Raw genomic sequence first — 24,014 nt, 5'->3', positions numbered from 1 at the left:
GCCCCGTTCAGGGAATCCCCCAAGCCGACAAACTGTTCTCAAAGCGTACGGTTATGCACACTTTCTATGCCCGGCGCCGAAACGCCGCCACCGAATCTGCCCCACGTACCAAATTCGGGCGGCGACCCTCGGCGATCGGCGGGGAGGGGACCTTCTGAAAGAATTCGAAGGCGGAGAGATCGAAACGTTCGTCGCTGCCCACCACCGCGACCGTCCAGAACTCGCAGGCTGCGCCGAACACCGTCGAGATCTGGACAACCTCGATATCACGCTCGGAGATCGACGTACCTTTTGCCGGCAGACGGCGAGCCCAGTAGAAGCGGTTGGGTTCCAGTTGGTCGGTGCTGATCGTGTTCATGCGCCTTGTCCTATCAGACGTTAATGAAAGGTTAGCGCAGAATTTCGCAAGAGTCTCGGGAGAGGCAGGGGAATTCACAGGAATCGGTTACTGCCGAAGCCGTCTCGCGAGACGACGACAGCATAAAAATCTGCTATCGTAGCGACTGTATTGTCGTTGACCGTAGGTCGTTTCGGTGAAAACCTATTGACCTGAATCAGGAACCACACTTGAATGGGCACAGTAAAGTTATCAGCGGATTGATGCAGCGATAGCTGGCCGGGACGGCTGTCAGGCTGCGGCGACACACGCGATTTTGTTCCAGATTTGCATGGCGGCGTTACGCAGGTCTCGATGTTGAGCCGATGACAGCGTATTGCGGGGAAAGTGGAACAGGTTGGCAATCGGATCATGGATGGAAACGAACCGCTGAAGCTGGCGTGCCGACTTGAAGCGTTTCATGGTCCTTTCGCGTCGTCGGGTCGGCTGGTGCGAATTTTCCGCTCGATTATTGAGGCCTTTGTGCGACCGGTGTTCGACACCGGGCATGAGGTCGCGCCTGGCGGCGTCATAGGACCGGAGCTTGTCGGTGATCATGACTGGAAGTTGGAATTGCAGAAACTGGCCGACGAGACCGACTTGATCCTTCACGTCCACCATTATCCGCCCGGTACCTCGAAGTGGAACAAGATCGAGCACCGCCTGTTCTGCCATATTACTCAGAACTGGCGCGGTCGCCCGCTCGAAAGTCGCCTGGCCGTGGTCGAACTGATCGGTGCCACCACGACAAAGACCGGCCTCAAGGTCGAATGTGCCCTCGACACCCGCACCTACCACAAAGGCGTCAAGGTCTCCGATGCCCAGATGGCAAAACTCCACATCACCGGTGACGCTTTCCATCCAGAGTGGAACTACACAATCACCCCAAGAAACGTGTAGCGGTTATTCTGCGAACTATCCTAACTTCTAAAAGGTCGTGATCTCGGCGAAAGCCTTCGCCGCGACTGAAGGCCCAGCTTTCCATTTTGAGCGGCTGATACCGGCGATGTGTAGGGAGTTGAAATGTTGGTTGCAAAGGTTTTTGCAACGAGCAAACTGGAACGACCTCTGCTTGGTGCGGCCCGCTAAGCTTGTGAACTGTCGCCAACAGGAACCTAGTGGGTTGGTTGGTACCGTCTGGGCCTGGAGGCGATTAGGGCACAATTCTCAAGCCGGTCCCACGCCTTAACCGATCACCTGCTGATCGCTGGTTCTGGGTGCTGTGGACCAGGATGAAGACACTCTCTTCCCAATAGGTCGCCACAAGACGCGGACGTCGACCCAAGGCGGCATGTTTGCTGTGTTGCAAACGATTCCCGACGATGCATTGGAATAACTGGGGAGCAGTAACGGTGTCTGTCCGCATGGTGGGCATCAGTAGAGTCCCGCTCAAGAAATTCATTTGCAATCTACATTAAATTGCATTATCACCAGACACACCAGATAGTTATAACTCAGCATTGCATCTCGGCTTCTTCTTTCCTCTTCCGTTGCTTCGGCACGTCATCCGGATAGGCCTACATGCATCCGAACAGTCAATATATCCACGCCGATAATACGGCGCTCATTTTCGAAGAGTTGAAGTTTCGATCGCTGACGGTGAAGAACCGTCTTTTCCGATCCAGTATATCCGGTCAGTTCGATGACTATAATGGTCACGGCGGCAACGCCCGGCTGAACTGGGAGGAAAAATTCGCGCGCGGCGGCATTGGCTGCATCATTTCCTCCTTCACGCCGGTCTCAGTGCGCGGCCGGATCCTCGTGCGTTACGCGATGATCGACGATGACGACAAGATCCCCTTTTGGCGGGAAGTAGGCCGCCGCGTCCATGCCCATGACTGTCGGTTCATCATGCAGCTCAGCCATTCCGGCCGCCAGCAGGACATGGGTGGCGTCGAGAACCTGTTCAGCAAGGGCCTGAGTTCGACCAGCAAAAGCGATTACTTCCACGGGCTGCTCGCCCAGGCGATGACGAAACCCGAAATCACCGAAGTGGTGGAACAGTTCGCACAAGGGGCGCGGCGCGCGCGGGAGGCGGGGCTCGACGGTGTCGAGCTTCACGGCGCCAACGGCTATCTGCTGACACAATTCCTGAGCTCCGGCATCAACGACCGGACCGACGAATATGGCGGCGGCTGGGAGGGCAGGGCGCGTTTCGTGCTCGAGATCGTCAGGGCGATCCGGCGCGAGGTCGGGCACGACTTTCACCTGCAGATGAAGATCAACGGCGTCGACCACAATGACTGGCTCTATCCCTGGATCAGGAAAGGCAACACGCTCGACGAAACCGTCAAGATCTGCACGATGCTGCTCGATGGCGGCAAGGGTGTCGATTCCTTTCATGTTTCAAGCGGATCGACCTTTCCGCATCCGCGCAATCCGGCCGGCGACCTTCCGCTGAACGACCTTCACCGCTGGTATGACGGCATGCTCTCGCAGGGTACGCGGGCGCCGATGAACTATGCGATCTTTTCCAATCCTTTGCTGGCGCGCGCCTTCCAGGCGCTCTGGCGCTGGCGCAGGGGCAAGGTCATCGAGGGCATCAATCTCGATTATGCACGCGCCGTTTCTGAAGCGATCGGCAAGATCGACCCCGATATCAAGGTGCTCTGTACCGGCGGCTTCCAGCATGCCGACAGGATCGCCGAGGCCATCCGTTCGAAAGCCTGCGATGGCGTCACCATGGCCCGCCCGCTGATCGCCAACAACGATCTGCCGGAGATCCTCGCCAAGGCAAACGGTCCGGAAAAGGAATGCACCTACTGCAACAAGTGTCTGCTCAACGATCTCGAAAACCCGCTCGGCTGTTATGACCTCAGCCGATTTGACGGAACGAGCTTCGAGGATCGCTACGACAAGATGATCAAGCAGGTCATGTCGGTTTTCGAGCCGCCGACCTTCCATTGAGACGCGCCATCGCCCGCGCATTCGGAGTGGACTCATGAGCAGCGACAACGACCGCAAAACGCCCGTCGAGATCGCAGTCGCCCGCCACCGCCGCTGGTGGCTGGCGATCGTCGTGCTGCTGTTGCTCGCAGTCGTCTACTATCTGGTTTTCGTCAACCAGTATGTCGTCGCTTTCAAAAGCCAGAACGAGCATTTCATGCACGGCTCTATCGGCAGCGAGACGGCGACGGGACCGCCCTACTGGGTCTTCAAGGCCTTGCCGGTCATGTATGCCGACAAGCTCGGGCCGGAAGGCTGGAGCCGTTTCGGCTTCCTCTACGAAAAGCCCGGCGACGACCTTCCGATCGGGGTGTCACGCCGCGTGGTCTCAGGCGTCGAGCGGGTCTGGCTCAACTGTTCCGTCTGCCATGTCGGCACATATCATCTTCCCGGCGATCCGGTTCGCCATCTCATCCCCGGCGCACCTTCCAATAATCTGCGCCTGCAGGAATTCATTCGCTTCTTCATCGATGTCGGCCGCGATCCCGGCTTTACCGCGGATGCGCTGATTGCGACGATCGACGGCCCCAAGGTCGGCGGCGATCTCAATGTCTTCGAGCGGCTGGTCTACCGCTACGTGGTCTTTCCCAGGGTCAAGAACGCCTTCCTCGATCTCGGCACCCAACTCGATTTCGTCAAGCGGCAGGAGGAATGGGGGCCGGGCCGCGTGGATACGTTCAATCCCTATAAGGCGCTACAGTTCAACTTTCCGATGGACGAGGCGCATATCAGCGGCGCGGCGCTGAACGGCTCTTCCGACTACCCCGCCATCTGGCGCCAGCGCCCGCGCGAGGGCATGAACCTCCATTGGGACGGCAACAATGATTCCGTGGCCGAACGAAACCTGAGCGCCGCACTTGGCGCCGGCGTCACGCCCGTGACGGTCGACCGGGCATCGATCGCGCGTATCGAGGACTGGATGTGGGATCTGCCTTCGCCGCCGTTCCCCGTCGCCGCCAAGATCGATCAGGCGAAGGCGGCAGAGGGCAAGACGCTGTTCATGCACTATTGCGCCGATTGCCACGGCTTCAAGGATGCGAACGGCTACAGCTACGACAGGCAGCGTTTCACGCGCCTCGGCAAGACGGTTCCACTCGCCGATATCGGCACTGATGCGGGACGCTGGACCTCTTATACGGAAAATTTCGCCGCCGAGCAGAACCTGCTCTATGCCGGCTATCCCTGGCGCTTCAGCCGCTTCCACAAGACCGACGGCTATGCCAATCACCCGCTCGACGGCATCTGGGCGCGCTCACCCTATCTGCACAATGGCTCGGTGCCGACCCTGCGCGATCTGCTCGAGTCGAGCGCCAAGCGGCCGCCTGTCTGGTTCCGCGGCAGCGACGAGTTCGATCTCGCCAGGGTGGGTTATCGGTCGGACCAGTCTGCCGGCGGCGATCTCTTTCGCTACGACACGGCGCGGCCCGGCAACGGCAATGCCGGCCATGAAGGATATCGCTACGGCACGGACCTGCCGGACGCGGCAAAAGACGCCCTCGTCGAATATATGAAGACGCTATGACCCAGTCGCGATCGCTCAGCAAATGGAAGGCACGGCATGCAGTCCTCGTCTGGATCGGCATCCTGCTGAACTTCGCCTTCGTCCTGCCGCTCATCTTCTGTCCGGAGTGGATCCTCGGCCTCTTCGGCATTAGCGTGAACCAGCTGATCTGGCCGAGATTTGCAGGCCTGCTGCTCGGGATCCTGTCGATCTTCTATATTCCGGCGACGCTCGATATCGACCGCTACCGCGTTTTCGCCTGGCTTGCGGTCTTTCCCTCCCGCACGCTCGGCACGGTTTTCTTCTTTCTCGCCGTCTTCGTCTACGACCAGCCGCTCGGCTACCTCGCCGGTGTCTTCCTCGACGGGTCGGTCGGCATTGCGACGCTTTTCTGTCTCCTGCGCATCCTGCGGCTCGAACAGAATATCGCCGAAGGCGAGACAGGCATGAGGCGCGTCTTCTGGAAATGGCTTTTAGCCGTTCTGGTGCTGCTCGTCGTCGGCGCTTTCGCGTTGTTCTTCCTGCTTTTCCGGCCGGTCGCCCAGCCGAAGACGAACGATCTGGCTGAAGTGTTCAACCACGGTTCGATCGGCAATGAAGAGGCGCAGGGAATTCCCTACTGGATCTGGCGGGTCCTGCCGCAGCTCTTTCCCGAACATCTGCCGGCAAACGCGGACGGCTACGGCGCCTTCGGCCTCTACTGGCGCGCCGGCGACGAGGTTCCTGTCGGCCTCTCGGTCAAGACGCTCGGCGTCATAGGGCGCGTCGCGCCGAACTGCGCCTTCTGCCACCAGGGCAGCTACCGGCTGCGTGCCGACGAGCCGGCGCGGCTGGTCGAAGCAGGCCCGGGAACGAGGGTCAATCCGCAGGCCTATATCCGTTTCCTCATCGATGTCGGAGCCGATCCGCGGTTTACCGCCGACCGGGTGATGGCGGAGATCGGCAAGGTCTACGACATGCCGGTCTGGGAATGGGCGCTCTATCGCTTCGTGCTGGTGCCGGCGACCCGGGCGGCCCTCCAGGAGCAGGGGGGGCGCTTCGCCTGGATGAAGGATCGGCCGGACTGGGGCCCGGGCCGGATCGATCCCTTCAACCCGGTCAAGTTCCAGAACCTCCGTCTTGCCGACGACCACACGATCGGCAATTCCGACATGATGCCCCTGTGGTCGCTTGCCGGTCTCGCCACCACCAATACGCGCCGCTTCTCGCTCCACTGGGACGGATTGCAAACCGATCTCTACGAGACGGTGGTCTCGGGTGCGATCGGCGACGGGATGACCTACAAATCTTATGGGGGAAGCGAAGAGGGCCTTCGCCGCATTATGGATTTCATCCGCCTGCAGGGGCCGCCGCCCTCGCCGTTTTCTCCTCTCAGGCCGGCAGGCGATCCCTATCATGTCGATGCGGCGGCGGTCGACGCCGGCCGTGGGATCTATATCGCGCAATGCGCCGTCTGCCATGACGCCAAAGGGCCCCGTTACCGGACGCCGATCTCGATCGTCGAGCTCGGCACCGACCGCCATCGCCTCGACATGTGGACGCCCGCGGCCCGCGACCGCTACGCCGCCTACGAGCCGAGTTACGCTTGGAGTTTTACCAACTTCCAGAAGACCGACGGCTATGTCGCGACAGGCCTCGGGGGCCTGTGGCTGCGCGGTCCTTACCTGCATAACGGCAGCGTCCCGACATTGCGGGCCTTGCTTCTTGCGCCAGCCGAGCGGCCGGGGCAGTTCTACCGCGGCTACGATCTCGTGGATGCCGAGAATGCAGGCTTCGTAAGCATGCCGGATACGCCGGGGGAACGGTACGGCACGCTTTACGACACAAGCCGGCCGGGCAACGGCAATGGCGGTCATCTCTGGGGCACGGATTTGCCGCCGGAGGCGAAGGAGCAGCTGCTTTCGTATCTCAAGACACTTTGACCATCAGGAGGGATCGATGGCAAACATCAGACAGCGCATCATGCGGTTTATCGCCTGGATCGTGGCGACCGTCGTCACCCTCGCCGTTATCGCCGTTGCTGCGGTTGCGCTCATCGTCTGGTGGCTGATCGAGCCGGATGCGGGCCAGTTCGGCCATGTCGAGGATGAGGCGAAGCAAGCCCATCGCAAGGTCGAGGAATTTCCCGGGGCGGGAGAGCCTTACTTCGCGGCAATGGACAAGGGCCTGCTGCTGCCGCCGACAGCCGGCGCCGATTATCCCGACGAGATCAAGGAGGTCGCAACCGCCACCGGGCTCGATCCGGAGGCCGTCCGCAAGGCGGCGATCCGCGGACAGAACACCTGGACCGTCTGGACTGGCGGCAACGACCGTTTCTGGGACTTCGCCGCCCGCGCGACAATCGGCTCCTTCGACCTCCTGAAGACCATCTCGTCCCATCCGACGATGGCCTATGGCCGCGACAACCGCTTCCGCTATCTCGGCCTCGTCAACGAACCCTGCTTCACAACCCCGAAGAGCGCCGATCCCGATCATTGGGGGCTGTGGATCGATCAGCGCAAGACGGAGTGCCCGGCCGACAGCTTCGGCGGCAATACCGAGGCGGACGCACGCTATCCCGGCGTGCGGATCGGCTCGCGCGGCACCACGGTCAAGGTAAGGGGCGAGGAGAAGAAAGTCCCGGTCGGCTCCTACTACGGCGAGCCAACGGGCGTAATGGGCCTGCGTCTCTTCCCCAATCCCGCCTTCGACAGCAAGGCGGCCGAACATTGGGATGCGGTGCGCTATTATACCGATCCTTCCTACTACAACGACAAGGATCTCGTGCGTCCCTATCGCGTCGGCATGTCCTGCGCCTTCTGCCATGTCGGCCCCAGTCCGATCAATCCGCCGAAGAACGTCGAGAGCCCGGAATTCCCTGAAATCTCCTCCAATCCCGGCGCCCAGTATTTCTGGGTCGACCGCATTTTCTTCTGGAACACCAAACCGCGAGCGACGCCCGTGGAACCGGCCCCTAACGAAGGGAACTTCCTTTTCCAGCTGTTCCATACGAACCCGCCCGGTTCGCTCGATACCTCGCTGGTTTCGAGCGACTACATGAATAACCCTCGTACGATGAACGCCGTCTACAACGTCCTGGAGCGGTTGCGCATCGGGGCAAAGACGGGCAAGGAAACCATCAAGGGAGACGAGAAAGACAACAAGCAGGCGCAGGACTATCCGCAGACCGCAGCCTTCGGTTCCCTCTACGACAAGGCGACCGGCACGGTCGCCTCGATGCGCGTCCTGAAGGACGGAGCCGATTCCGTCGGCACGCTCGGCGCGCTCAATCGCGTCTATCTCAATATCGGCCTGTTCAGCGAAGAATGGCTGCTGCATTTCCGCCCCTTCCTCGGCGGGCAGAAGATCTCGCCGATCCGCATCACCGACGCCCAGAAGAATTCGGTCTACTGGCAGGCCACCGAGACGATGACGCCCGACATGGCGATATTCTTCCTGGTCGCGGCCCGCGCCGATCATCTGAAGGATACGGCAGTCGGAGAGCAGGTGCTCCAAGCGCGCGATCCGGCCGAGGTCGATCGCGGGAAGATCGTTTTTGCCGAAAACTGCGCCGCCTGTCATTCGAGCAAGCAGCCGGTGCCGGCGCCGGACCTCGGCGTCGATCAGGGCATCTGCGCAGGCGGCGGAGCCGGCCCTCATTATCGCGAATGCTGGGATCGCTATTGGGCCTGGGCCCAGTCGGATGCCTTCAAGCGCGGCATGGTCAAGCTCGTCACCGAAAAGGATGAGGACGGAAAGGACTTCCTCGACAGCAATTACCTCTCCACGGAACGGCGCGTGCCGATGGATATCGTGCGCACCAATGCCTGCAGCGCGATCGCCACCAACGGGCTTTCGGGCGACGTCTGGGACAATTTCACCTCTTCCACCTACAAAGCGCTGCCGCCTCCGCATGAGGTGACGGTCAATCATCCGGTTTCGGGGGCGGCAACGCCGCTGCAGGCGGCCGGCAACGGGCGCGGCTATCTGAGGCCGCCTTCACTCGTCAGCCTCTGGTCGACTGCGCCTTTCCTGCTCAACAATTCGGTCGGCCACGAGGAGAGCTATCACGGAACCGACTACTACAATCAGGACAATGCCGGCGGCTACGGCGCTGGGCGCGGCACCGCCTGCCCCGCGGCGGATGCCGGCGATCCCTATCTGCCCTGCGTCGAAAACAGGCTTACAGTCTTCGATCGGTCGATCCGCCAGATGCTCTCACCGCAGACGCGCCGCATGGATAAGATGACCGAGGCGCCGGTGCCGGGCTATATCTACCGGACGAGCGCGCCCTCCTGCCTCATCGTACCGCCGGGCTTCGTGCCCGACAAGGTGAAGCCCTTCACCGGCATGCTGAACAAGGTCGCCGGCTGGGCCTTCAAAAAGGACGGCTCGATCACCGTCGGCCCGTTCCCGGCCGGTTTCCCGATCAACGCGCTGACCAACACCGAGCTGCTGCCCGACAATGACGAGGAGGACAAGTTCGCCAATTACAAGCGCCTGATTGCCGCCGGTCCGGCGCTGATCGGAGCCTTTTCCGAGCTCGGCGGGCAATGTACGCCGGAGGAACTCGCAGATCCCGCAGTGCTCGCCAAAGCCGAGAAGGTGGTGCGCGACACGAAACTCGTCGACCGGCTGGTGGGCTTGAGCAAATGCCCGGATTACGTGGTCAATGGCGGGCACACATTCGGCGCCGATCTCTCGCAATCGGACAAGAATGCCCTGATTTCCTATCTGAAGCAGTTCTGACGATGTCCGACGGGCCGACCCACGATTATATCGTCATCGGCAGCGGCGCCGGTGGCGCCGTCGTCGCCGCGCGGCTCGCCGAAGAGGGCCGGACGGTGCTCGTCATCGAAGCCGGCGGCGATCCGCTGGCCAAAGCCGACGACGGCACCGACATGCCGCTTGCCGATGCCTCTCGCGTACCGGCCTTTCACGCCTTCGCCTCCGAACATCCCGGCATGGCCGAGAACCATTGGGTGCGCCACTATGAAAATCAGGAGATGCAGGAGCGCGACTGGCGCTACAGCAAGGAAAAGGACGGCGTGCTGTATCCGCGCGTGCGCGGGCTCGGCGGCTGCACCGCTCATCATGCGATGATCGTCGTGCGGCCCAATCATTGCGACTGGAACCACATCTTTGCGGTCACCGGCGACGAAAGCTGGAAGGCCCCGCACATGCAGGGCTATTTCGAGCGCATCGAGCGCTGCCGCTACCGCTTCTTCTTGTGGCGCTGGCTTGCCGCCGCAACGGGCCTCAATCCGACGGGCCATGGATGGTGGGGGTGGATGACCACGGAGCGCGCCGTGCCGCTGCGGGCCTTGCGCGACTGGCCGCTGTGGCGGGCGCTGCTGCGCTGCGTCGGCGCGGCGGCCGACGCCTTCGGCAAGCGGGGCTCCGACTGGGAGACGACCGAGATCGACCCGAACGACCACCGCAACTGGAACGTCGGCGCCTGCGGCGTGCGCGTCACACCGCTTTCGACGCGCCGCCACACCAGGCACGGGCCGCGCGAGCGGCTGCTCGACGTGATCAAGCGGCACCCCGACCGCCTGACGCTTCGCCTCAACACCACCGTCACGCGCATCGAATTCGACGGCAAGCGGGCGGTGGCGGTTCGCTGCATCGACGGGGAGGGGCGCGAGGAGATCATTCAGGCCGGCCGCGAGATCATCCTTGCCGGCGGCGCCTTCGCCTCGCCGCAGCTTCTGATGCTCTCCGGCATCGGCGATCCCGGCCATCTCGACGAGCACGGGATTCCCGTCGTCGAGGCTCTTCCTGGTATCGGACGGAACCTGCAGGACCGCTACGAGGTCGGCGTCGTCAGCCGGATGAAAGAACCCTGGTCGGCCCTCAAGGGCGTGACCTATACGACCCGCGATGTCCATTACCGGCGGTGGCGCAGATTCCGCATCGGCAACTATACGAGCAACGGCGTCATGTTTTCCCTGACGCTCAAATCCCGCGACACGCTGCCGGAACCGGACCTGCATTGCTTTTCGCTGCTGGCCGATTTCCGCGGCTATTTTCCTCGTTATTCCGCGCGCATCCGCAAGCCGGATTACATGACATGGGCGATCCTGAAGGCCTATACCGAAAACCAGGGTGGAACGGTGCGGCTGAGAAGTGCCGATCCAGCGGTCCTGCCTGCCGTCGTGTTTCATTCCTTCTTCGAAGGAACCGGCGATTACGACCTCGATCTCGATGCCGTCGTCCATGCCATCCGCTTCGTCAGGAAGGTCAACGATGCGATGGACGATCTCATCGCAAGCGAAGAGGAGCCCGGCCGGCAGAACGAGAGCGACGAGGCGCTTCGCCGCTATGTCGCGGAAAACGCCTGGGGCCATCATGCCTGCGGCACCTGCGCCATCGGCCCCCGCGAGGATGGCGGCGTGCTCGACAGCCGCTTCAGGGTGCACGGCATCGAAGGCCTGCGCGTCGTCGATGCTTCCGTTTTCCCCCGCATTCCCGGCTACTTCCTTGCCACCGCCGTCTACATGATCGCGGAGAAGGCGGCAGACGTCATTCTCGCCGACAGCTGACTGGAAACACGCTGATGAACGAACACCCTACCCATCGGGAAGCCAGCATCTACAATTGGCTCGGCGAACACGTCCGGAGTTTCGTTCGATGGTGGCGGGAATTCGATGCCTGGCTGAACCAGCCGCTGCCGAAGGGGCGGCACATCGCCTGGCGATGGCTCGCCCCCGACGGTTACGCCTGGTTCGTGCCGGTGCTCGCGGCTATTCTGACCCTTGCCATGGCGCTCGGCCCGACCGTCGAGATGCGCTGGGGCAATCTCGGCTTGCTCGCGATCGGTTTTGCGCTTCTTTTCCTGCTGCATGCGGCCGCTGGCCGCCAGGCGCTCTTTAACCAGTATCTGCTGGGAGGACAGCTCGTCATCCTTGCGGCCCTTGCCCTGCTTCTCCTCGTCAATTCGCGCCCGGAAACCTACGGCATGATGACGGCGCGGCCCCGCCTGCATGTCGGCGTCGCGATCGTCTGCGCACTTGTCCTTGCGCTCCCGGCGGCCTGGCTGCTCGCATCGAGCCTGTTCCGCTCCAATGCAGGCGGCGGACTTGCCGACAGCCTGCCGAAAGTAGAGCTCTTCCTGCCCAAGAACCGATACGATTTCATGGGTCGCGGACCGATCGCCGCGCTGGTATCGGCCCTTGTCATCGCCCCGATCCGCTATCCGGTCGAGTTGCTTCTGCCCGGATCGCTGCTTACCCTGTTCGTGCCGGACCATTATCTCTGGTACGCATTCGGCGTGACCGCCCTTGTCGCATGGATTGTCCTTTTCCTCGGCATCCTGTTCGACCGGTTGATGGAAATCCTGAAGACGGTCGGGCGCCTCTTCTTCATCGGCCCGCAGCGGGTCATCAGCGTTCTCGTCATCGTCGTTGCGGTGCTGCGCCTCGCCGACGTCCATTACATCACCTATCTCTTCAACGCCGGCTCTAGAGGCTACGGCAACACGACGATCATGCGCTATATCGTATTCGCCTATGCCGTCGCCTGGTACTACGGCTTCTGGTGCGATCACTTCGTCGCGCGCCGGCTGATGCGCCTCATCGACAAGCAGCACCTATCGATCACGCCGGTCGAAATCGCTTACGACTATGAAGGCAGCGAGACCTTGAGCACCGTCCGCAACCGGGGCCGGACGATCGCGCTGCATGGCGCGGGGCGTTTGAAGATCGAGGGCCGCTACGAGGATCCGTATCAGCGGCAGACCAAAGCCGCATCGAACAGGGCGATCCAGTTCATGACGCCGGCGGAAATGCTCGCGCAGTTTCGTACGCAGCTGGAGCGCCTGCCCGCCGGACAGGCTCCAACGGGAGACCTGCTTGCAAGCCTGCGCAACTTCCAGCGTTCGACGCTCGTCTATCCCGCCCTCGTCGGCGCCCTGGCCTATGGCCTGATCGGCGGTCCCGCCGTCTTCAGCTTCCTGCGGGCGATCCAGCCGCCGGAACTTGCTATCCGCTTCGAGCGGCACGTGAACAAGCAGCCGGCAGCGCTATTGTTCGAAAGCAACCAACCCAACGGCGGCTGCGGGCCGCTGCAGCCCACCATGCCGAGAATTGCCGTCGTCGCCTCCGGCGGCGGCACACGTGCGGCGATCTATACCGCCTCGCTGCTGCGGGGGCTGGCCGAACACGACCAGATCTGCAACGTCGTCCTCGTCAGCGGTGTGTCAGGTGGCAGCGCCGCGCTCGGCTATTTTGCGCTTCACGAGAAAGAGCTTCGCCGGCCGCGCGACACTATGGATGTCAAGGCATGGGGCGATTTCTCGCAAGCCATGGCGCTGCCCTTCATCGAACAAGTGATTGATGGAGCAAGCGACATGCGCTTCGCTTTCGGGCGCTGGCGCTGGGCGTCCTCAGCCTGCCATGAAGCTCAAAGGCCGGATGAAGACGTAACGGGCTGGATCCCCGCACGGTCGAGACTGGGCGCGATACTCGCCGAATCCTTCGTCTGCCACATGGGCACCGGAACAATGGAAGCGCCGTCCTTCGGCCTCATGCTCAACACCGCGATCGTTGGGTCTTTTTCCAATAACGGTCAGCCCTGCCAAGCCAATCACAACCTTTCGCTACCCGAGAGGGCTACGCGCTGCCGCCAGTTCCTGGATGCCGGCCAGGCGGGCGGGCGGTTGGTGTTGACCAATCTTGCCGCGCCGGCGTCTCCACCGGACGACGGATCGCTGCATATGCAGCTCGTAACGCTCGACAACGCGGATATATCGATCGCGCGTGCTGCAGCATTGAGCGCAAATTTTCCGCCCGTCTTTCCCGATGCCGCAATCGACATCGAAGCATCAGGAGAAGCAAGGATGCGATACTGGGTGACTGATGGCGGAGCGGTCGAAAACCGTGGCGCCATGACGCTCTACTATTCCATCCGCGACGCGTTCCGATCGGCTCCGCAAGAACCGCAGGCCCTGCCGCCGCTGCACGTCGTCATCGCCGATGTTTCGGCCTCGGCCGGCCGCTATAGCGAGAGCTTCGGTTTCGGCTCAGTGCTCGGCGCCGGAGGCCAGCTGGGCCTGGGACTGGAGACGGAACTTCGCGCGGCAATCGAGAGGCTTTACTGCGATCATAGTTCCGAGATCAGCATACACGAGATCGCCATGCCTCGCGTTTTCAGGGACGGCGGGATTGGCACACATTGGCTGCTTCCCAACTCGCTGTCGTTCGCAAATCCGGCAAAACCATCGGAGACCGAAGTCCTCTCCGCCCATGACGTCGAAACGCTCGTTCTGGCATTGCATAACGATATATCGGAAACATACCAGGACGAGGCCGCAGCCAAAAACGTCAAGCTTTGGGCGCAAGATGACGCGGCCGCGAAGCATGACGCGAACTGGAAGGAATTTTTGGCGAGCCTAAAGGCAACCCAAAGCGAGCACCGGTGTCAGGGCTAGAGAGGAATTAAGGACCAATTGAAAGGGTAAGCCGGCTTCGAACAACTTGAACCCTGGCTGGGTCTCCCCGATTCCTGAGAACTGAAGGGTTCGCTGTGTCCTCGTAGCGGCCTGTCAACATTGACACGCGTTCCGCTGCACAAGTATGCATGACGCAACGGTAATGAATTTCTCGACCGTCCGTACAGCTCGGCAAATATATTGCGGGCGATAGCCAGCGCGTTGCATCCCGGCAATGTACCGATCAATGTGGTCTCGAAAAATCCACCCATTAAACCGCTGCCATAGCTGGCTGCTAAACATGGGGTAATCGCGGCGCGATTGTCCCAGGCCATTTTACAAAGGAGCGCTGGCGAGGGTGGTTGCCCCCGATAGGATGGAAATACGGGCTCACGATTGGAACCAGGCCCAAACATCATTGGAGGCAACCATGGTCGAATATATCGGACTGGACGTTTCATTAAAAGAGACCGCGATCTCGATCCGACAAGATGGGAAGCGGATCTGGCGGGGCAAGTTTCCTTCCGATCCAAAGCTTTTGGCACAGATGATCCGCAAACACGCCCCGCACGCCAAGCGCGTTGTATTCGAGACAGGACCGTTGTCGACATGGTTCTATCATGCGCTAACGGCTGAAGGGGTTCCAGCAATCTGCATCGAAGCGCGGCACGCGCAAAAGGTATTGGACGAGACGCTCAACAAGACCGACGCCAATGACGCGGATGGCTTGGCCCAGTTGGCCGAAGCCGGCTTCTACAAGGCGGTCCGGGTAAAGGCGTTCGATAGCATGCTGACGCGCGCGCTGGTGGCGGCTCGCAATCAGCTATTGAGCATCGCAACCCAACTCAGCAACCAGATCCGCGGCCTGATGAAGACGTTCGGTCTTATCATCCCTAAAGGAACAGGTCGGGTATTTGATGGCAATGTGAGGGAACTCCTGGATGGCAATGACAGCCTGGCCAGGATCATATTGCCTCTACTTGAAGCATGGCGCGACATACGCAAGCGCGCGGCCGATCTTGATCGCCAATTGCTCGCAGCGGCGCGGGAGAGCCAGGAGGCGAAGCTTTTGATGACGATTCCGGGGATTGGCGCCGTCACCGCCGTCTCCTATGTCGCAGCGATTGAAGATCCAGACAACTTCAGAACGTCACGCTCGGTCGGCGCTTGGCTCGGGCTGACAACGCGGCGTTATCAGTCGGGCGAGGTTGACTATGATGGCCATATCTCGCGACGAGGTGACAACCATTTACGGGGATTACTTTACGAGGCGGCGACAGTGCTCCTCACGAGAACCAGTGCCAGGACTGAGAGCAGTCTCAAAAACTGGGGGCTTAAACTGCGTGAGCGATTGGGCTTCAAGCGCGCCGCAGTGGCGGTCGCGCGAAAGCTTGCGGTCATCATGCACAGCATGCTCAAAACAGGAGAAGTGTTCAACGCATTGGCTGGCGCTACCGCATAAGCGAAAGAACCAGCCTTCTCACCTCAGCGCGTCGAACTTGATTTGATGCACTGAGCGTCCGTGCTGCGGACGTGGGTTGGATTATTCCGTTAACGATCGCTGCAACTCTTTGAGAGACTGCGCGCTAAACATAGGAAGATCCACCCTGCGAAGACCCATTGTGCGGCGACCATATGTCGACCGCGGAGACAACGTTGCTCCCAGCATCGGATAGCTCTGAAGAAAATATCAGCGCTGAAGCCCGATCAATCATTTAACTTTACGCCGCCTTGCGCGTTCCCCCGTACGGTGCCGATATCGCGTGCTCAAAACACATTGACTAACGGAACGCTATTAGACAACAGATCAAAGGCGACTGTCATCTTGCGCTCCTCTGATTTGTTGCAAGAGTGCACAATACTATGCCGAGCGCGGACGGCCGTTTTTACCTGAAATTCCGTGGCTTAGGCAGCTTCATCGGCATAGTCTCCGGCTCGGGATAAACCCCCGACCTGCATATCGATACGCTCAAGGTGAAGAGCCGGAATTTTCACTGAGCTCGCAAATCTCGGACGCGACTAGCCTGCCCGAATTTCTTGGTCAGGCTGTCACGCGGCACCCGCGGTCAGAGCACGCTGACGTTCTCGGCCTTCGACTTCCCGGTCTTGCGGTCCTGGCCTACCTCGAAGCTGACCTTGTCACCTTCTCTGAGCGAGCCGCCTCGCTGCAAAGCAGACACGTGAACGAATACGTCCGCTCCTCCATTTTCTGGCGTGATGAAGCCAAACCCCTTATCATCGTTGAAAAATTTAATAGTACCGGTCGCCATCTCAGTTCCTCTTTAGTCTTTGCGGCATATTCACGCGCGAAACGAACCTATAGCGGGAGCAATTGCCAATCAACGGATGAACGTCGTCGATGAGAAGGCGCGAACGCTTTTGCCGCGGCAAGCCAGAGCTTGCACAGTAGTTTTTGTTTGTTTGCTGCGCAGTACATATCGACATTTTCGCGGATATGCTGCATAAAGGCTATATTTGCTGCGCAGGGAATATCGATGGAAGAGCCTATAGCTTTCGATATGTTGAGTGAGTTGACGGCCAGCCTCATGGAGGCCGGCGGGGAAATCACGTCCGAGCCCATGTTTGAGGCGCAGATGGGAAAATCTTACGCAGATTTCGTTATAGACGCGCGATTTTTTGATGCGATTCTCAAACTTGTTGTCGAGGTCAAAAGATCGGCTTTTCCAAGAGACGTCAGGGAAGCGATCTGGCAGCTGAAAAAATACATTGCCGCCATGCCGCCCGGCAATTCCAGAGTTCTCCCCCTATTGATGGCCGATACCATTTCCCCAGGTGCACGTGCACTCCTGCGCGAGGAGAAGATCGGTTATTTCGATCGTAGCGGCAGTCTCTATCTTTCGGCCGACAATCTCTTTGTTCTCGTCGAAAAGCCAGCCTCGAAGCAGCAGGCTCGATCGCTCAACAATCTGTTCGTTGGGAGTCGCGCACAGGCCCTCCATGCCGTCTGGACATTTAAGGACCAATGGTTCGGTGTGCATGAACTGGCCGAGCGGGCATCCGTATCTCCGACAACTGCATCCCAGGTTCTTATCGAACTAGAGCGCCGCGAATGGGTGAACTCCAAGGGTGCCGGTCCATCGAAGGAAAGGATACTCTCCAACCCCCGCGCGCTGCTTGACGAGTGGTCTTCCTATGTCGCTTCGATCAAGCCGAAGCCGCTCCGCTCTTACTATATGCGGATGGCCAATATCGATGAGGCGATCCATGAGATTGACCGCATCTGCGATGAGACGGGAGTTCGCTACGAAATTTCCGGGCTCATGGCCGGGCAGATCCATGCACCGCACCTCTCGAAAATATCTCAAATCCATTGCCGTATCGATCACGGCGGCGAAAGCCTACTTCGAAAACTGGGAGCAAAGGCTGTCAAAGAGGGCTGGAATCTGGGAGTTATATACTCTAATCCACGCCACGACTTTCTGTTTCGTCAACGGGTCGGTCATGTCTGGGTCACAGATCCACTTCAAACCTATCTCGACCTCCTGCAGCTTGGCAGCGGTCGCTCAAAGGAACTGGCCGACCATCTTCGGCTGACAAAATTCGCGGGACCCGAATGACAAAGCCCCAGATACTCACCGAATACAGTGCCGATGTCACCCGCGACTGTGAGCGCGTCCTGGTTACGTTTTTCAGCGGGCTCGGCCCCTGGCGTGACTCCGTCCTTCTGGTCGGTGGGCTGGCGCCGCGCTACATCGTCACCAAGCGGCCGCCTGACGTCCCGCCTCATGCAGGAACCGGCGATATCGATGTCGTCGTCGATCTGTCGATCCTCGCCGACACAGAGGCATACCGGACACTCGAGCAGAACCTCAAGAAAATGGGTTTCGAGCGTGCGCAAAATGACAAGGGCAATAAGGTCAACTGGCGTTGGCAGACCATGACCGAGCACGGCATTCTCGTCATTCTGGAGTTCTTGGCCGACGATCCGAAGCTCCGGGGTGGCGCATTGCAGGAACTGCCGACGGAAGGAAATGTTTCTGCGGTGAATATTCCTCACGCGTCGCTCGTGTTCAGGCACCACGATCGGATGGGCGTTGTTGCGTGGATCACCCGTCGACTGATATTGAGCGGTGGTTTTCAGTCTCAAGTTTTCAGTCTCCTGATGTGGATTTCGACGATGCCGCACAAGTTCAATGCCGATCGGCGGGACAAGATTGCCAAGCAGAAATATCAAGTGACGAATTGGCCGGCATATAATGAAAGCCTGCGTCAACGTGGTGATTTGACCATCTGGGTGAAGGATGAGGCCCTGTCTTTATGGACGGCGCGGAGGCGGACATCGCGGGGTGGTCAGCCGAAATACTCGGATCTGGCGATTACGTTGTGCTTGACCCTGCGCGTCGTCTACGGGCTGGCGCTACGCCAGACCCAAGGCTTGATGCGCAGTGTCGCGGCGCTGATGGGGTTCGATATTGCCGTGCCTGACTTCTCCACCCTGTCTCGCCGGAGCAAAGGGCTGGCGTTGCCGTCGACAAAGTCCCGAGCCACAACATCAGGTCCGGTCCATCTGGTTGTCGACAGCACCGGCTTGAAGGTCTTCGGCGAGGGCGAGTGGCTGGAAAACAAGCATAAAACCAAGGCCAAACGCAAAAGATGGCGCAAACTGCACCTTGGTCTCAATCTTGTCAGTGGTGAGATTGTTTGTTCCGATCTGACCGTGGATGATGTCGGCGATCCGACAGCGTTACCAGGACTTCTGGACCAGATCGGTGGCCCCGTCGAGAAGTTCATTGCCGACGGCGCCTATGATGGAACGCCAACCCGAGATCTTCTGGCGACACGCTTTGGTGAGATCGTGGAGATTATTATCCCACCTCCCAAGACTGCCGTTGCCAGCCCTCAATCGGTGCTGGTTCCATCTGTCCGCGATCGCCATATTGCAGAAATCCAGACCAAAGGGCGGATGGCATGGCAGAAATCCACCGGCTACAACAAGCGCAGTCGCGCTGAGACCCAGATGGGTCGATGGAAGGCTGTGATCGGGCCCAAACTCAAAGCCCGACATTTTGACAATCAGAAGACTGAAGCGAAGATTGGCGTCCGTGTTCTTAACCGGATGACAGAACTTGGCCGGCCTAAGTTCGAGCGCGTTGCATGAAAAATGCAGTGGATAGGGTTGCCTCGTCCAAAGTCTGATCCATGCAACAGTGCTTCAACGTGGTGTGATCGGGCACAGACAGATCCAATCCCATCATGTCGAGCACCGAACTCAAAAGCCCTTCGCTCTGGCGCAAACGCAGCCCAAACACCATGCCCAGCATCAGAGTAGTTTCGATCGCCAGATCCGAATAGAGAGGCTGGCCACCACGCGTCCTGCGACGTGGGGCAGCCCAACCGATCAAAGCTTCCGGCGTTATCCAAACGGTCAAACTGCCACGGCGGCGAAGCGCCGCCTCATACTCCGCCCAGTTCGTCACTTTGAACTTCATTTTTCCGATGTGATGGCGGCGGGCGGCGTTATATTTGTGCGGCAATGCTGGATCAATCAACCTATTTTCGATCCGGCCGCATAGATGAAAAATGTTGAAATTTGATCCCTGCACCAATTCCCGCCCGTACACGAAATTCCTGACAGTCCCAAGCCGAAGAGCAATATTACGCCATGCTAGTGGATTGATTCCAACGCTTGGTGCCCACGTTTGACCGCTGCAATGATCTCGTCTGGATCTGCCCTCCAGATGAAGGGCTTTGGTTTTTGGTTATGCTCTTTGACGAAGCGGTTAATGGTAGCCTGGAGGTCGACGACGGACTGGAAGACGCCGTACTTCAGACGTCGGCGCGTCAGCTTCGCAAAGAAGCCCTCGACGGCGTTCAGCCATGAACAGGATGTAGGGACGAAGTGGAAGGTCCAGCGCGGATGCCTGGCTAGCCAAGCGCGGACCTTCGGCTGTTTATGGGTCGCGTAGTTATCGAGAATGACGTGGACGGCCTTATCCTTTGGCAACTCCGCCTCTATGGCGTTGAGAAAACGGATGAACTCCTGATGCCGGTGACGCTGCATGTTTCGACCGATCACCGAGCCGTCGAGGATATTGAGGGCGGCAAACAGGGTGGTGGTGCCATGGCGCTTGTAATCGTGAGTCATCGTGCCGGCGCGCCCTTTCTTCAGGGGAAGTCCTGGCTGCGTCCGGTCGAGTGCCTGGATCTGGCTCTTCTCATCGACGGACAGGACAATGGCATGGGCCGGTGGCGAGACGTAGAGCCCGACGACGTCATGAAGCTTCTCGGCAAAGGCCTTGTCGTTCGATAGTTTGAAGGAGCGCCAGCGATGCGGGGCAAGGCCATGCTCATGCCAGATCTTCACAACCGAAGAGGCTGCAATCCCAACGGCCTTGGCCATCGCACGAACAGTCCAATGCGTTGCTTCCTGTTGAGGCGTCTCAAGCGTCAGTGCGACGACCCGCTCAACGAGTTCGCCATCAAGCGGCGCAATGCCGGGCGGTCTGCTCTTGTCGTGCAAAAGGCCATCGACGCCCTCAGTCATGAAGCGCTCCTGCCAACGCCAGACACACGTTTTGGATTTGCCGGTTGCCTCCATGATTGCGACCGTTCCCGAGCCATCACCGCTCATCAAGATGATCCTCGCTCGCCACACGTGCTTCTGAGCAGAAGTTGGAGCTGCAACAATCGCTTCCAAGCGGGCTCGATCCGCCGCGGCCACGTCAAATCTGATACCTGTACGCATACGATATCGTTGCACAACGAAAGTCGAAAAGGAATCCCAACTCGGACTCCTTTGTTTCAATCAATCCACTAGACGAACCAGCCATGGCCGCATAACTTAAACGCAATAGCCTCCGGCAAACCCGGCGCGGTTCACTAAGATCCGCCTTTTCTGCAACGCTCACCACCACGGCTCTTTACCGTCGCAGCTTGCAGTGGTTTGAAACCTACCCCTGACGGTCGGTTTCGAGGGACCTACCCTCATCTTCCGTGCAGCTCGGCTCCCACATTGCTGTGGATGCCTCGCGGCACACCCTCGTCCAGATGCCACACATCATCTGGGCTGGCGCCTTCCGCCGCAAGCGGCGCGCATAATCCGGGCCGAACTTCCTCGCCCAACACCGGATCGTCTCATAGGAAACCACGATGCCGCGCTCCAGCAGCATTTCTTCGACCAGTCGCAGGCTCAGCGGAAATCGGGTGTAGAGCCAGACCGCGTGAGAAACGATCCGCGGCGGAAAGCGGTGACGCTTGAAGCTGATATCTCGTGTCTGCATCGCCGAAATCTACGCCCAACCCGTCAGGCAGGCAACCGCAGCCCAGTTAACGTGACAATACCGGCAGCGCTTATCCCATCAAAGCAGAGCTGATTCGCATGTAAACCTTTGCTCGGAGCCATCTCGTAGGGCGACGGGCAACCATCGTCTATTCCGAGATGCGGGCGGCCCTCAGGCCGTGCATCCATGAACGCTCCATCCAGCCTCCACGGGACCTGAACCTACTCAGTACATACAGACGCCAACAAGGAGACGCCAATGATGACTTGTGCCGACGAGACCAACGAAGGGGACATCCACACAGCTCGGGCAGACCACCCACCGAAAGTACAGTCCCATAGCCCGGTTCAGCATCTGGCCGTGTTTGCCTTTTGGCGCAAGGAGCCCTCCACGCGATCTGCCAGGGTGGCCAACGCCGACGTTCTAGGGGGCCTTCGTGGGGGACGGATAAACTTCTCAGCAACAGCCGGAAGTGCAAGGACACGTGTGCGCAACTTCCAAACGACTGATCTGGCGTAGCCAGCGCAAAGCCCAAGCAAATTAAGATCATGTCCGCCCAGCAAAAAAGCCAGGTCTCAGATCAGTTGGATCAACGCATTACGCTCGTTCATGAAAGTTGGAGATGACCGAATGAGACATACCTTCCCTTCAAAGCTAACCATCGGCATCTTTGATCACTTAGACGACGACGGTCGCGACATCGCACAACAGTACGCAGACCGCCTGACGTTAGCCGAGACGTGCGATCGGCTCGGTTTTTATGCATATCACCTCGCGGAGCACCATTGTACCCCGCACGGGAGAGGCGCATCGTCGAATTTGTTATTGTCGAGCGTCGCACAGCGCACTCGGCAGCTTCGTGTCGGCCCCTTGGTCATGTTGCTCAGCCTTTGTCATCCGCTACGCGCGTTTGAAGAGATCTGTACGCTGGACCAGTTGAGCGGTGGTAGGCTCGAGCTTGGCATAGGGTGCGGCTCTCTCCCGATCGAATTGAGTTACTTCGGGATTGGTGCAGACGCGGTGGCGGAGCGCTACTTCGAAGCCAGCGAAATCCTCATGAAGGCAATCAAGGGCGGCACACTATCCTACCAAGGCAACCATTTCGAGCTAAACAATGTCCCTTTGACGCTGCGGCCTCATCAGCGTCCGCATCCGCCTATATGGGTCGCCACCAACCGGCCCGAGTCTGCGGCTTGGGCCGCTGCGAACGGCGCAAACATCGCGTGCCAAGGACCCGCGTCTGGTGTTCGCAAAATTACTGATGCCTTCCGTTCCCATCGAGTGCACAACACTGGCGCGGACGACCCAGTGCCTTTTCTCGGATTGCTCCGAATGGTAATGGTCGGACGTTCTGCCGCGCATGCCCATTCACTCGCGGCACCTGCCTACGGCCGATGGGTCAAGAACTTCAAATTCCTGTACGATCTCAACGCGATCCCCGTTCCGCCAAACTTGCCGCTGACCTTAGATGCCGCAATCGAGAGCGAGTTATGCGTAGTAGGAACGGCAGCTATTGTGCGCCGGGCTCTCCTCGAGCAGTTGGAAGAGGCGGGCGCCAACTACCTTCTTTGTCAACTCGCGTTTGGAGATGTGCCACTGGAGGCCTCCCAGTTCACCGCCCTGGCCATTCAGTCCGGCCTTATGGATCGAAGCTGATTGAATGCGTAAAGCCGTCCCGAATTGCGGCTCCATTGCCGTATCGTTTCGTAAGACACGACAATGTCGCGCCCCAACAGCATTTCCTCGACCGCCGCCGGCTCAAAGGGAACCGGAAGTACAGCCAGATTGCGCGGGCGATGATCTGCGGTGGAAAGCGGTGGTTCTTGTAACTCAGAGTCAGCGATTTCATCTCAGCCCCTCATGAGGCTGTGACCTAGAAAAGGACCATGACGCCGGCATGGACAAACAGGCTTGGCTAAGTCCCGCAGCGGGGGAGCGCGCTAGCAGCTAACTACGGCATTTGCCGGATACAGTGGTCAAGGACATCCACAGAGGAAAAACTAGCAAATGCGGTGTTGCAAGAAAGCGCCACAAGGGCGTGGGGTTGGCTCAAATTGTACTACTGAACCACAACCTGCAAAGGTCGACGTTACCTACGATGTTACCCTGCGTCTACTCTACAGTTACGGCCGTGTACCGGGGCTGCATCTTAGGGAACAGGATCTCGGCTCGGTGTCTCGGGTGCCAGCCGATCGAGAGAAGGATCATGCCAACAGGCCAAGTGAAATACGCATCCGAAATGACGCCCATGGAACAGACGCGCTCCGTCTCTGCCGTCCACCTGCCCACCAGGGAGGGTATTGCACGAACCGCAATTGTCGCGCCCAAGTGGGCTCGTTGCTTACGCTATTGAGGAATTGCTGCTGCTCAGCGATCCGTCGACCAGGCTTCGGTTTGCGGATGAGGCTACCCTGCCATCAAAACAACGACCACAACGAGATTGTGACAACGCGGGATCATTTGCGAACCCGATCCATGGGAGATTGCAGGCCCTTATACGGAGATGGAGAGCACTACAAAGGGCCTGCAAATCTGATCTCA

13 protein-coding genes and 5 pseudogenes are annotated in these 24,014 nt (G+C 59.5%); 11 read left to right on the top strand and 7 right to left on the bottom strand.

The genetic code is table 11. The features are described 5' to 3' along the window. Positions 1 to 64: 64 nt before the first annotated feature. Both J3P73_RS34905 and J3P73_RS34900 read right to left on the bottom strand, forming a co-directional pair. Positions 65 to 358, bottom strand: coding sequence for a hypothetical protein (locus tag J3P73_RS34905; protein ID WP_207580358.1), 294 nt, complete (start codon positions 356 to 358; stop codon positions 65 to 67). A 270-nt stretch (positions 359 to 628) separates the two neighbouring features. Further along, positions 629 to 934: pseudogene (locus J3P73_RS34900) on the bottom strand (DDE-type integrase/transposase/recombinase); the annotation flags it as partial. 3 nt (positions 935 to 937) lie between these two features. On the opposite strand from J3P73_RS34900, the pseudogene J3P73_RS34895 reads away from it, so the two are divergent. From J3P73_RS34895 to J3P73_RS34860, 8 genes and pseudogenes are all read left to right on the top strand, one after another. Next, positions 938 to 1,276 (top strand): annotated as a pseudogene (locus tag J3P73_RS34895) (ISAzo13-like element transposase-related protein); the annotation flags it as partial. A 621-nt stretch (positions 1,277 to 1,897) separates the two neighbouring features. Next, the gene (locus J3P73_RS34890) at positions 1,898 to 3,283 is read left to right on the top strand and encodes an NADH:flavin oxidoreductase (protein WP_207580357.1); all 1,386 of its coding nucleotides are present in this window, start codon (positions 1,898 to 1,900) and stop codon (positions 3,281 to 3,283) included. Between the two features lie 34 nt (positions 3,284 to 3,317). Next, positions 3,318 to 4,844: a c-type cytochrome gene (locus tag J3P73_RS34885; protein WP_130785119.1), complete on the top strand. Its 1,527-nt coding sequence runs from the start codon at positions 3,318 to 3,320 to the stop codon at positions 4,842 to 4,844. 425 nt (positions 4,845 to 5,269) lie between these two features. Then, complete coding sequence (locus J3P73_RS34880) at positions 5,270 to 6,745, top strand: c-type cytochrome (protein ID WP_207580406.1); 1,476 nt, start codon at positions 5,270 to 5,272, stop codon at positions 6,743 to 6,745. A gap of 16 nt (positions 6,746 to 6,761) precedes the next feature. Continuing rightward, on the top strand, positions 6,762 to 9,551 hold the full coding sequence (locus J3P73_RS34875) for a hypothetical protein (protein ID WP_207580356.1): 2,790 nt from the start codon (positions 6,762 to 6,764) through the stop codon (positions 9,549 to 9,551). A gap of 2 nt (positions 9,552 to 9,553) precedes the next feature. Next, positions 9,554 to 11,347 (top strand): GMC family oxidoreductase, encoded by a 1,794-nt coding sequence (locus J3P73_RS34870; protein ID WP_207580355.1) that lies wholly within the window; start codon positions 9,554 to 9,556, stop codon positions 11,345 to 11,347. Positions 11,348 to 11,361: 14 nt separating this feature from the next. Next, positions 11,362 to 14,232 (top strand): patatin-like phospholipase family protein, encoded by a 2,871-nt coding sequence (locus tag J3P73_RS34865; RefSeq protein ID WP_207580354.1) that lies wholly within the window; start codon positions 11,362 to 11,364, stop codon positions 14,230 to 14,232. A 430-nt stretch (positions 14,233 to 14,662) separates the two neighbouring features. Beyond that, on the top strand, positions 14,663 to 15,694 hold the full coding sequence (locus J3P73_RS34860) for an IS110 family RNA-guided transposase (protein WP_207580353.1): 1,032 nt from the start codon (positions 14,663 to 14,665) through the stop codon (positions 15,692 to 15,694). 604 nt (positions 15,695 to 16,298) lie between these two features. Here J3P73_RS34860 and J3P73_RS34855 read toward each other — a convergent pair. Next, complete coding sequence (locus J3P73_RS34855; RefSeq protein ID WP_027690931.1) at positions 16,299 to 16,502, bottom strand: cold-shock protein; 204 nt, start codon at positions 16,500 to 16,502, stop codon at positions 16,299 to 16,301. 225 nt (positions 16,503 to 16,727) lie between these two features. Here J3P73_RS34855 and J3P73_RS34850 point away from each other — a divergent pair, with 225 nt between their 5' ends. Further along, positions 16,728 to 17,810, top strand: coding sequence for a hypothetical protein (locus J3P73_RS34850; protein WP_207580352.1), 1,083 nt, complete (start codon positions 16,728 to 16,730; stop codon positions 17,808 to 17,810). A 560-nt stretch (positions 17,811 to 18,370) separates the two neighbouring features. Beyond that, the gene (locus J3P73_RS34840) at positions 18,371 to 19,351 is read left to right on the top strand and encodes an IS5 family transposase (RefSeq protein ID WP_207580405.1); all 981 of its coding nucleotides are present in this window, start codon (positions 18,371 to 18,373) and stop codon (positions 19,349 to 19,351) included. Positions 19,352 to 19,406: 55 nt separating this feature from the next. Here J3P73_RS34840 and J3P73_RS34835 read toward each other — a convergent pair. The 3 genes and pseudogenes from J3P73_RS34835 to J3P73_RS34825 form a co-directional block, all read right to left on the bottom strand. After that, positions 19,407 to 19,727: pseudogene (locus J3P73_RS34835) on the bottom strand (transposase); the annotation flags it as partial. 131 nt (positions 19,728 to 19,858) lie between these two features. Then, on the bottom strand, positions 19,859 to 20,938 hold the full coding sequence (locus J3P73_RS34830) for an IS630 family transposase (protein ID WP_164580004.1): 1,080 nt from the start codon (positions 20,936 to 20,938) through the stop codon (positions 19,859 to 19,861). Between the two features lie 287 nt (positions 20,939 to 21,225). Next, positions 21,226 to 21,473, bottom strand: a pseudogene (locus J3P73_RS34825) (IS6 family transposase); the annotation flags it as partial. Positions 21,474 to 22,103: 630 nt separating this feature from the next. Here J3P73_RS34825 and J3P73_RS34820 point away from each other — a divergent pair. Continuing rightward, positions 22,104 to 23,129, top strand: coding sequence for an LLM class flavin-dependent oxidoreductase (locus tag J3P73_RS34820; protein WP_207580351.1), 1,026 nt, complete (start codon positions 22,104 to 22,106; stop codon positions 23,127 to 23,129). A 5-nt stretch (positions 23,130 to 23,134) separates the two neighbouring features. On the opposite strand, the pseudogene J3P73_RS34815 reads toward J3P73_RS34820, so the two are convergent. After that, a pseudogene (locus J3P73_RS34815) lies at positions 23,135 to 23,322 on the bottom strand (IS6 family transposase); the annotation flags it as partial. Positions 23,323 to 24,014 lie beyond the last annotated feature (692 nt).

The organism is Rhizobium ruizarguesonis, from assembly GCF_017357285.1.
GTDB classification, from domain to species: domain Bacteria; phylum Pseudomonadota; class Alphaproteobacteria; order Rhizobiales; family Rhizobiaceae; genus Rhizobium; species Rhizobium ruizarguesonis.
The sequence above is the reverse complement of the archived record's forward strand: the minus strand, read 5'-3'. Positions and strand labels throughout refer to the sequence as shown.

Coding starts and splice junctions, on each gene's coding strand:
- J3P73_RS34850 (WP_207580352.1), top strand. CDS start 16,728: ATGGAAGAGCCTATAGCTTTCGATATGTTGAGTGAGTTGACGGCCAGC.
- J3P73_RS34855 (WP_027690931.1), bottom strand. CDS start 16,502: ATGGCGACCGGTACTATTAAATTTTTCAACGATGATAAGGGGTTTGGC.
- J3P73_RS34905 (WP_207580358.1), bottom strand. CDS start 358: ATGAACACGATCAGCACCGACCAACTGGAACCCAACCGCTTCTACTGG.
- J3P73_RS34880 (WP_207580406.1), top strand. CDS start 5,270: ATGAGGCGCGTCTTCTGGAAATGGCTTTTAGCCGTTCTGGTGCTGCTC.
- J3P73_RS34875 (WP_207580356.1), top strand. CDS start 6,762: ATGGCAAACATCAGACAGCGCATCATGCGGTTTATCGCCTGGATCGTG.
- J3P73_RS34865 (WP_207580354.1), top strand. CDS start 11,362: ATGAACGAACACCCTACCCATCGGGAAGCCAGCATCTACAATTGGCTC.
- J3P73_RS34885 (WP_130785119.1), top strand. CDS start 3,318: ATGAGCAGCGACAACGACCGCAAAACGCCCGTCGAGATCGCAGTCGCC.
- J3P73_RS34830 (WP_164580004.1), bottom strand. CDS start 20,938: ATGCGTACAGGTATCAGATTTGACGTGGCCGCGGCGGATCGAGCCCGC.
- J3P73_RS34890 (WP_207580357.1), top strand. CDS start 1,898: ATGCATCCGAACAGTCAATATATCCACGCCGATAATACGGCGCTCATT.
- J3P73_RS34870 (WP_207580355.1), top strand. CDS start 9,554: ATGTCCGACGGGCCGACCCACGATTATATCGTCATCGGCAGCGGCGCC.
- J3P73_RS34820 (WP_207580351.1), top strand. CDS start 22,104: ATGAGACATACCTTCCCTTCAAAGCTAACCATCGGCATCTTTGATCAC.
- J3P73_RS34840 (WP_207580405.1), top strand. CDS start 18,371: ATGCCGCACAAGTTCAATGCCGATCGGCGGGACAAGATTGCCAAGCAG.
- J3P73_RS34860 (WP_207580353.1), top strand. CDS start 14,663: ATGGTCGAATATATCGGACTGGACGTTTCATTAAAAGAGACCGCGATC.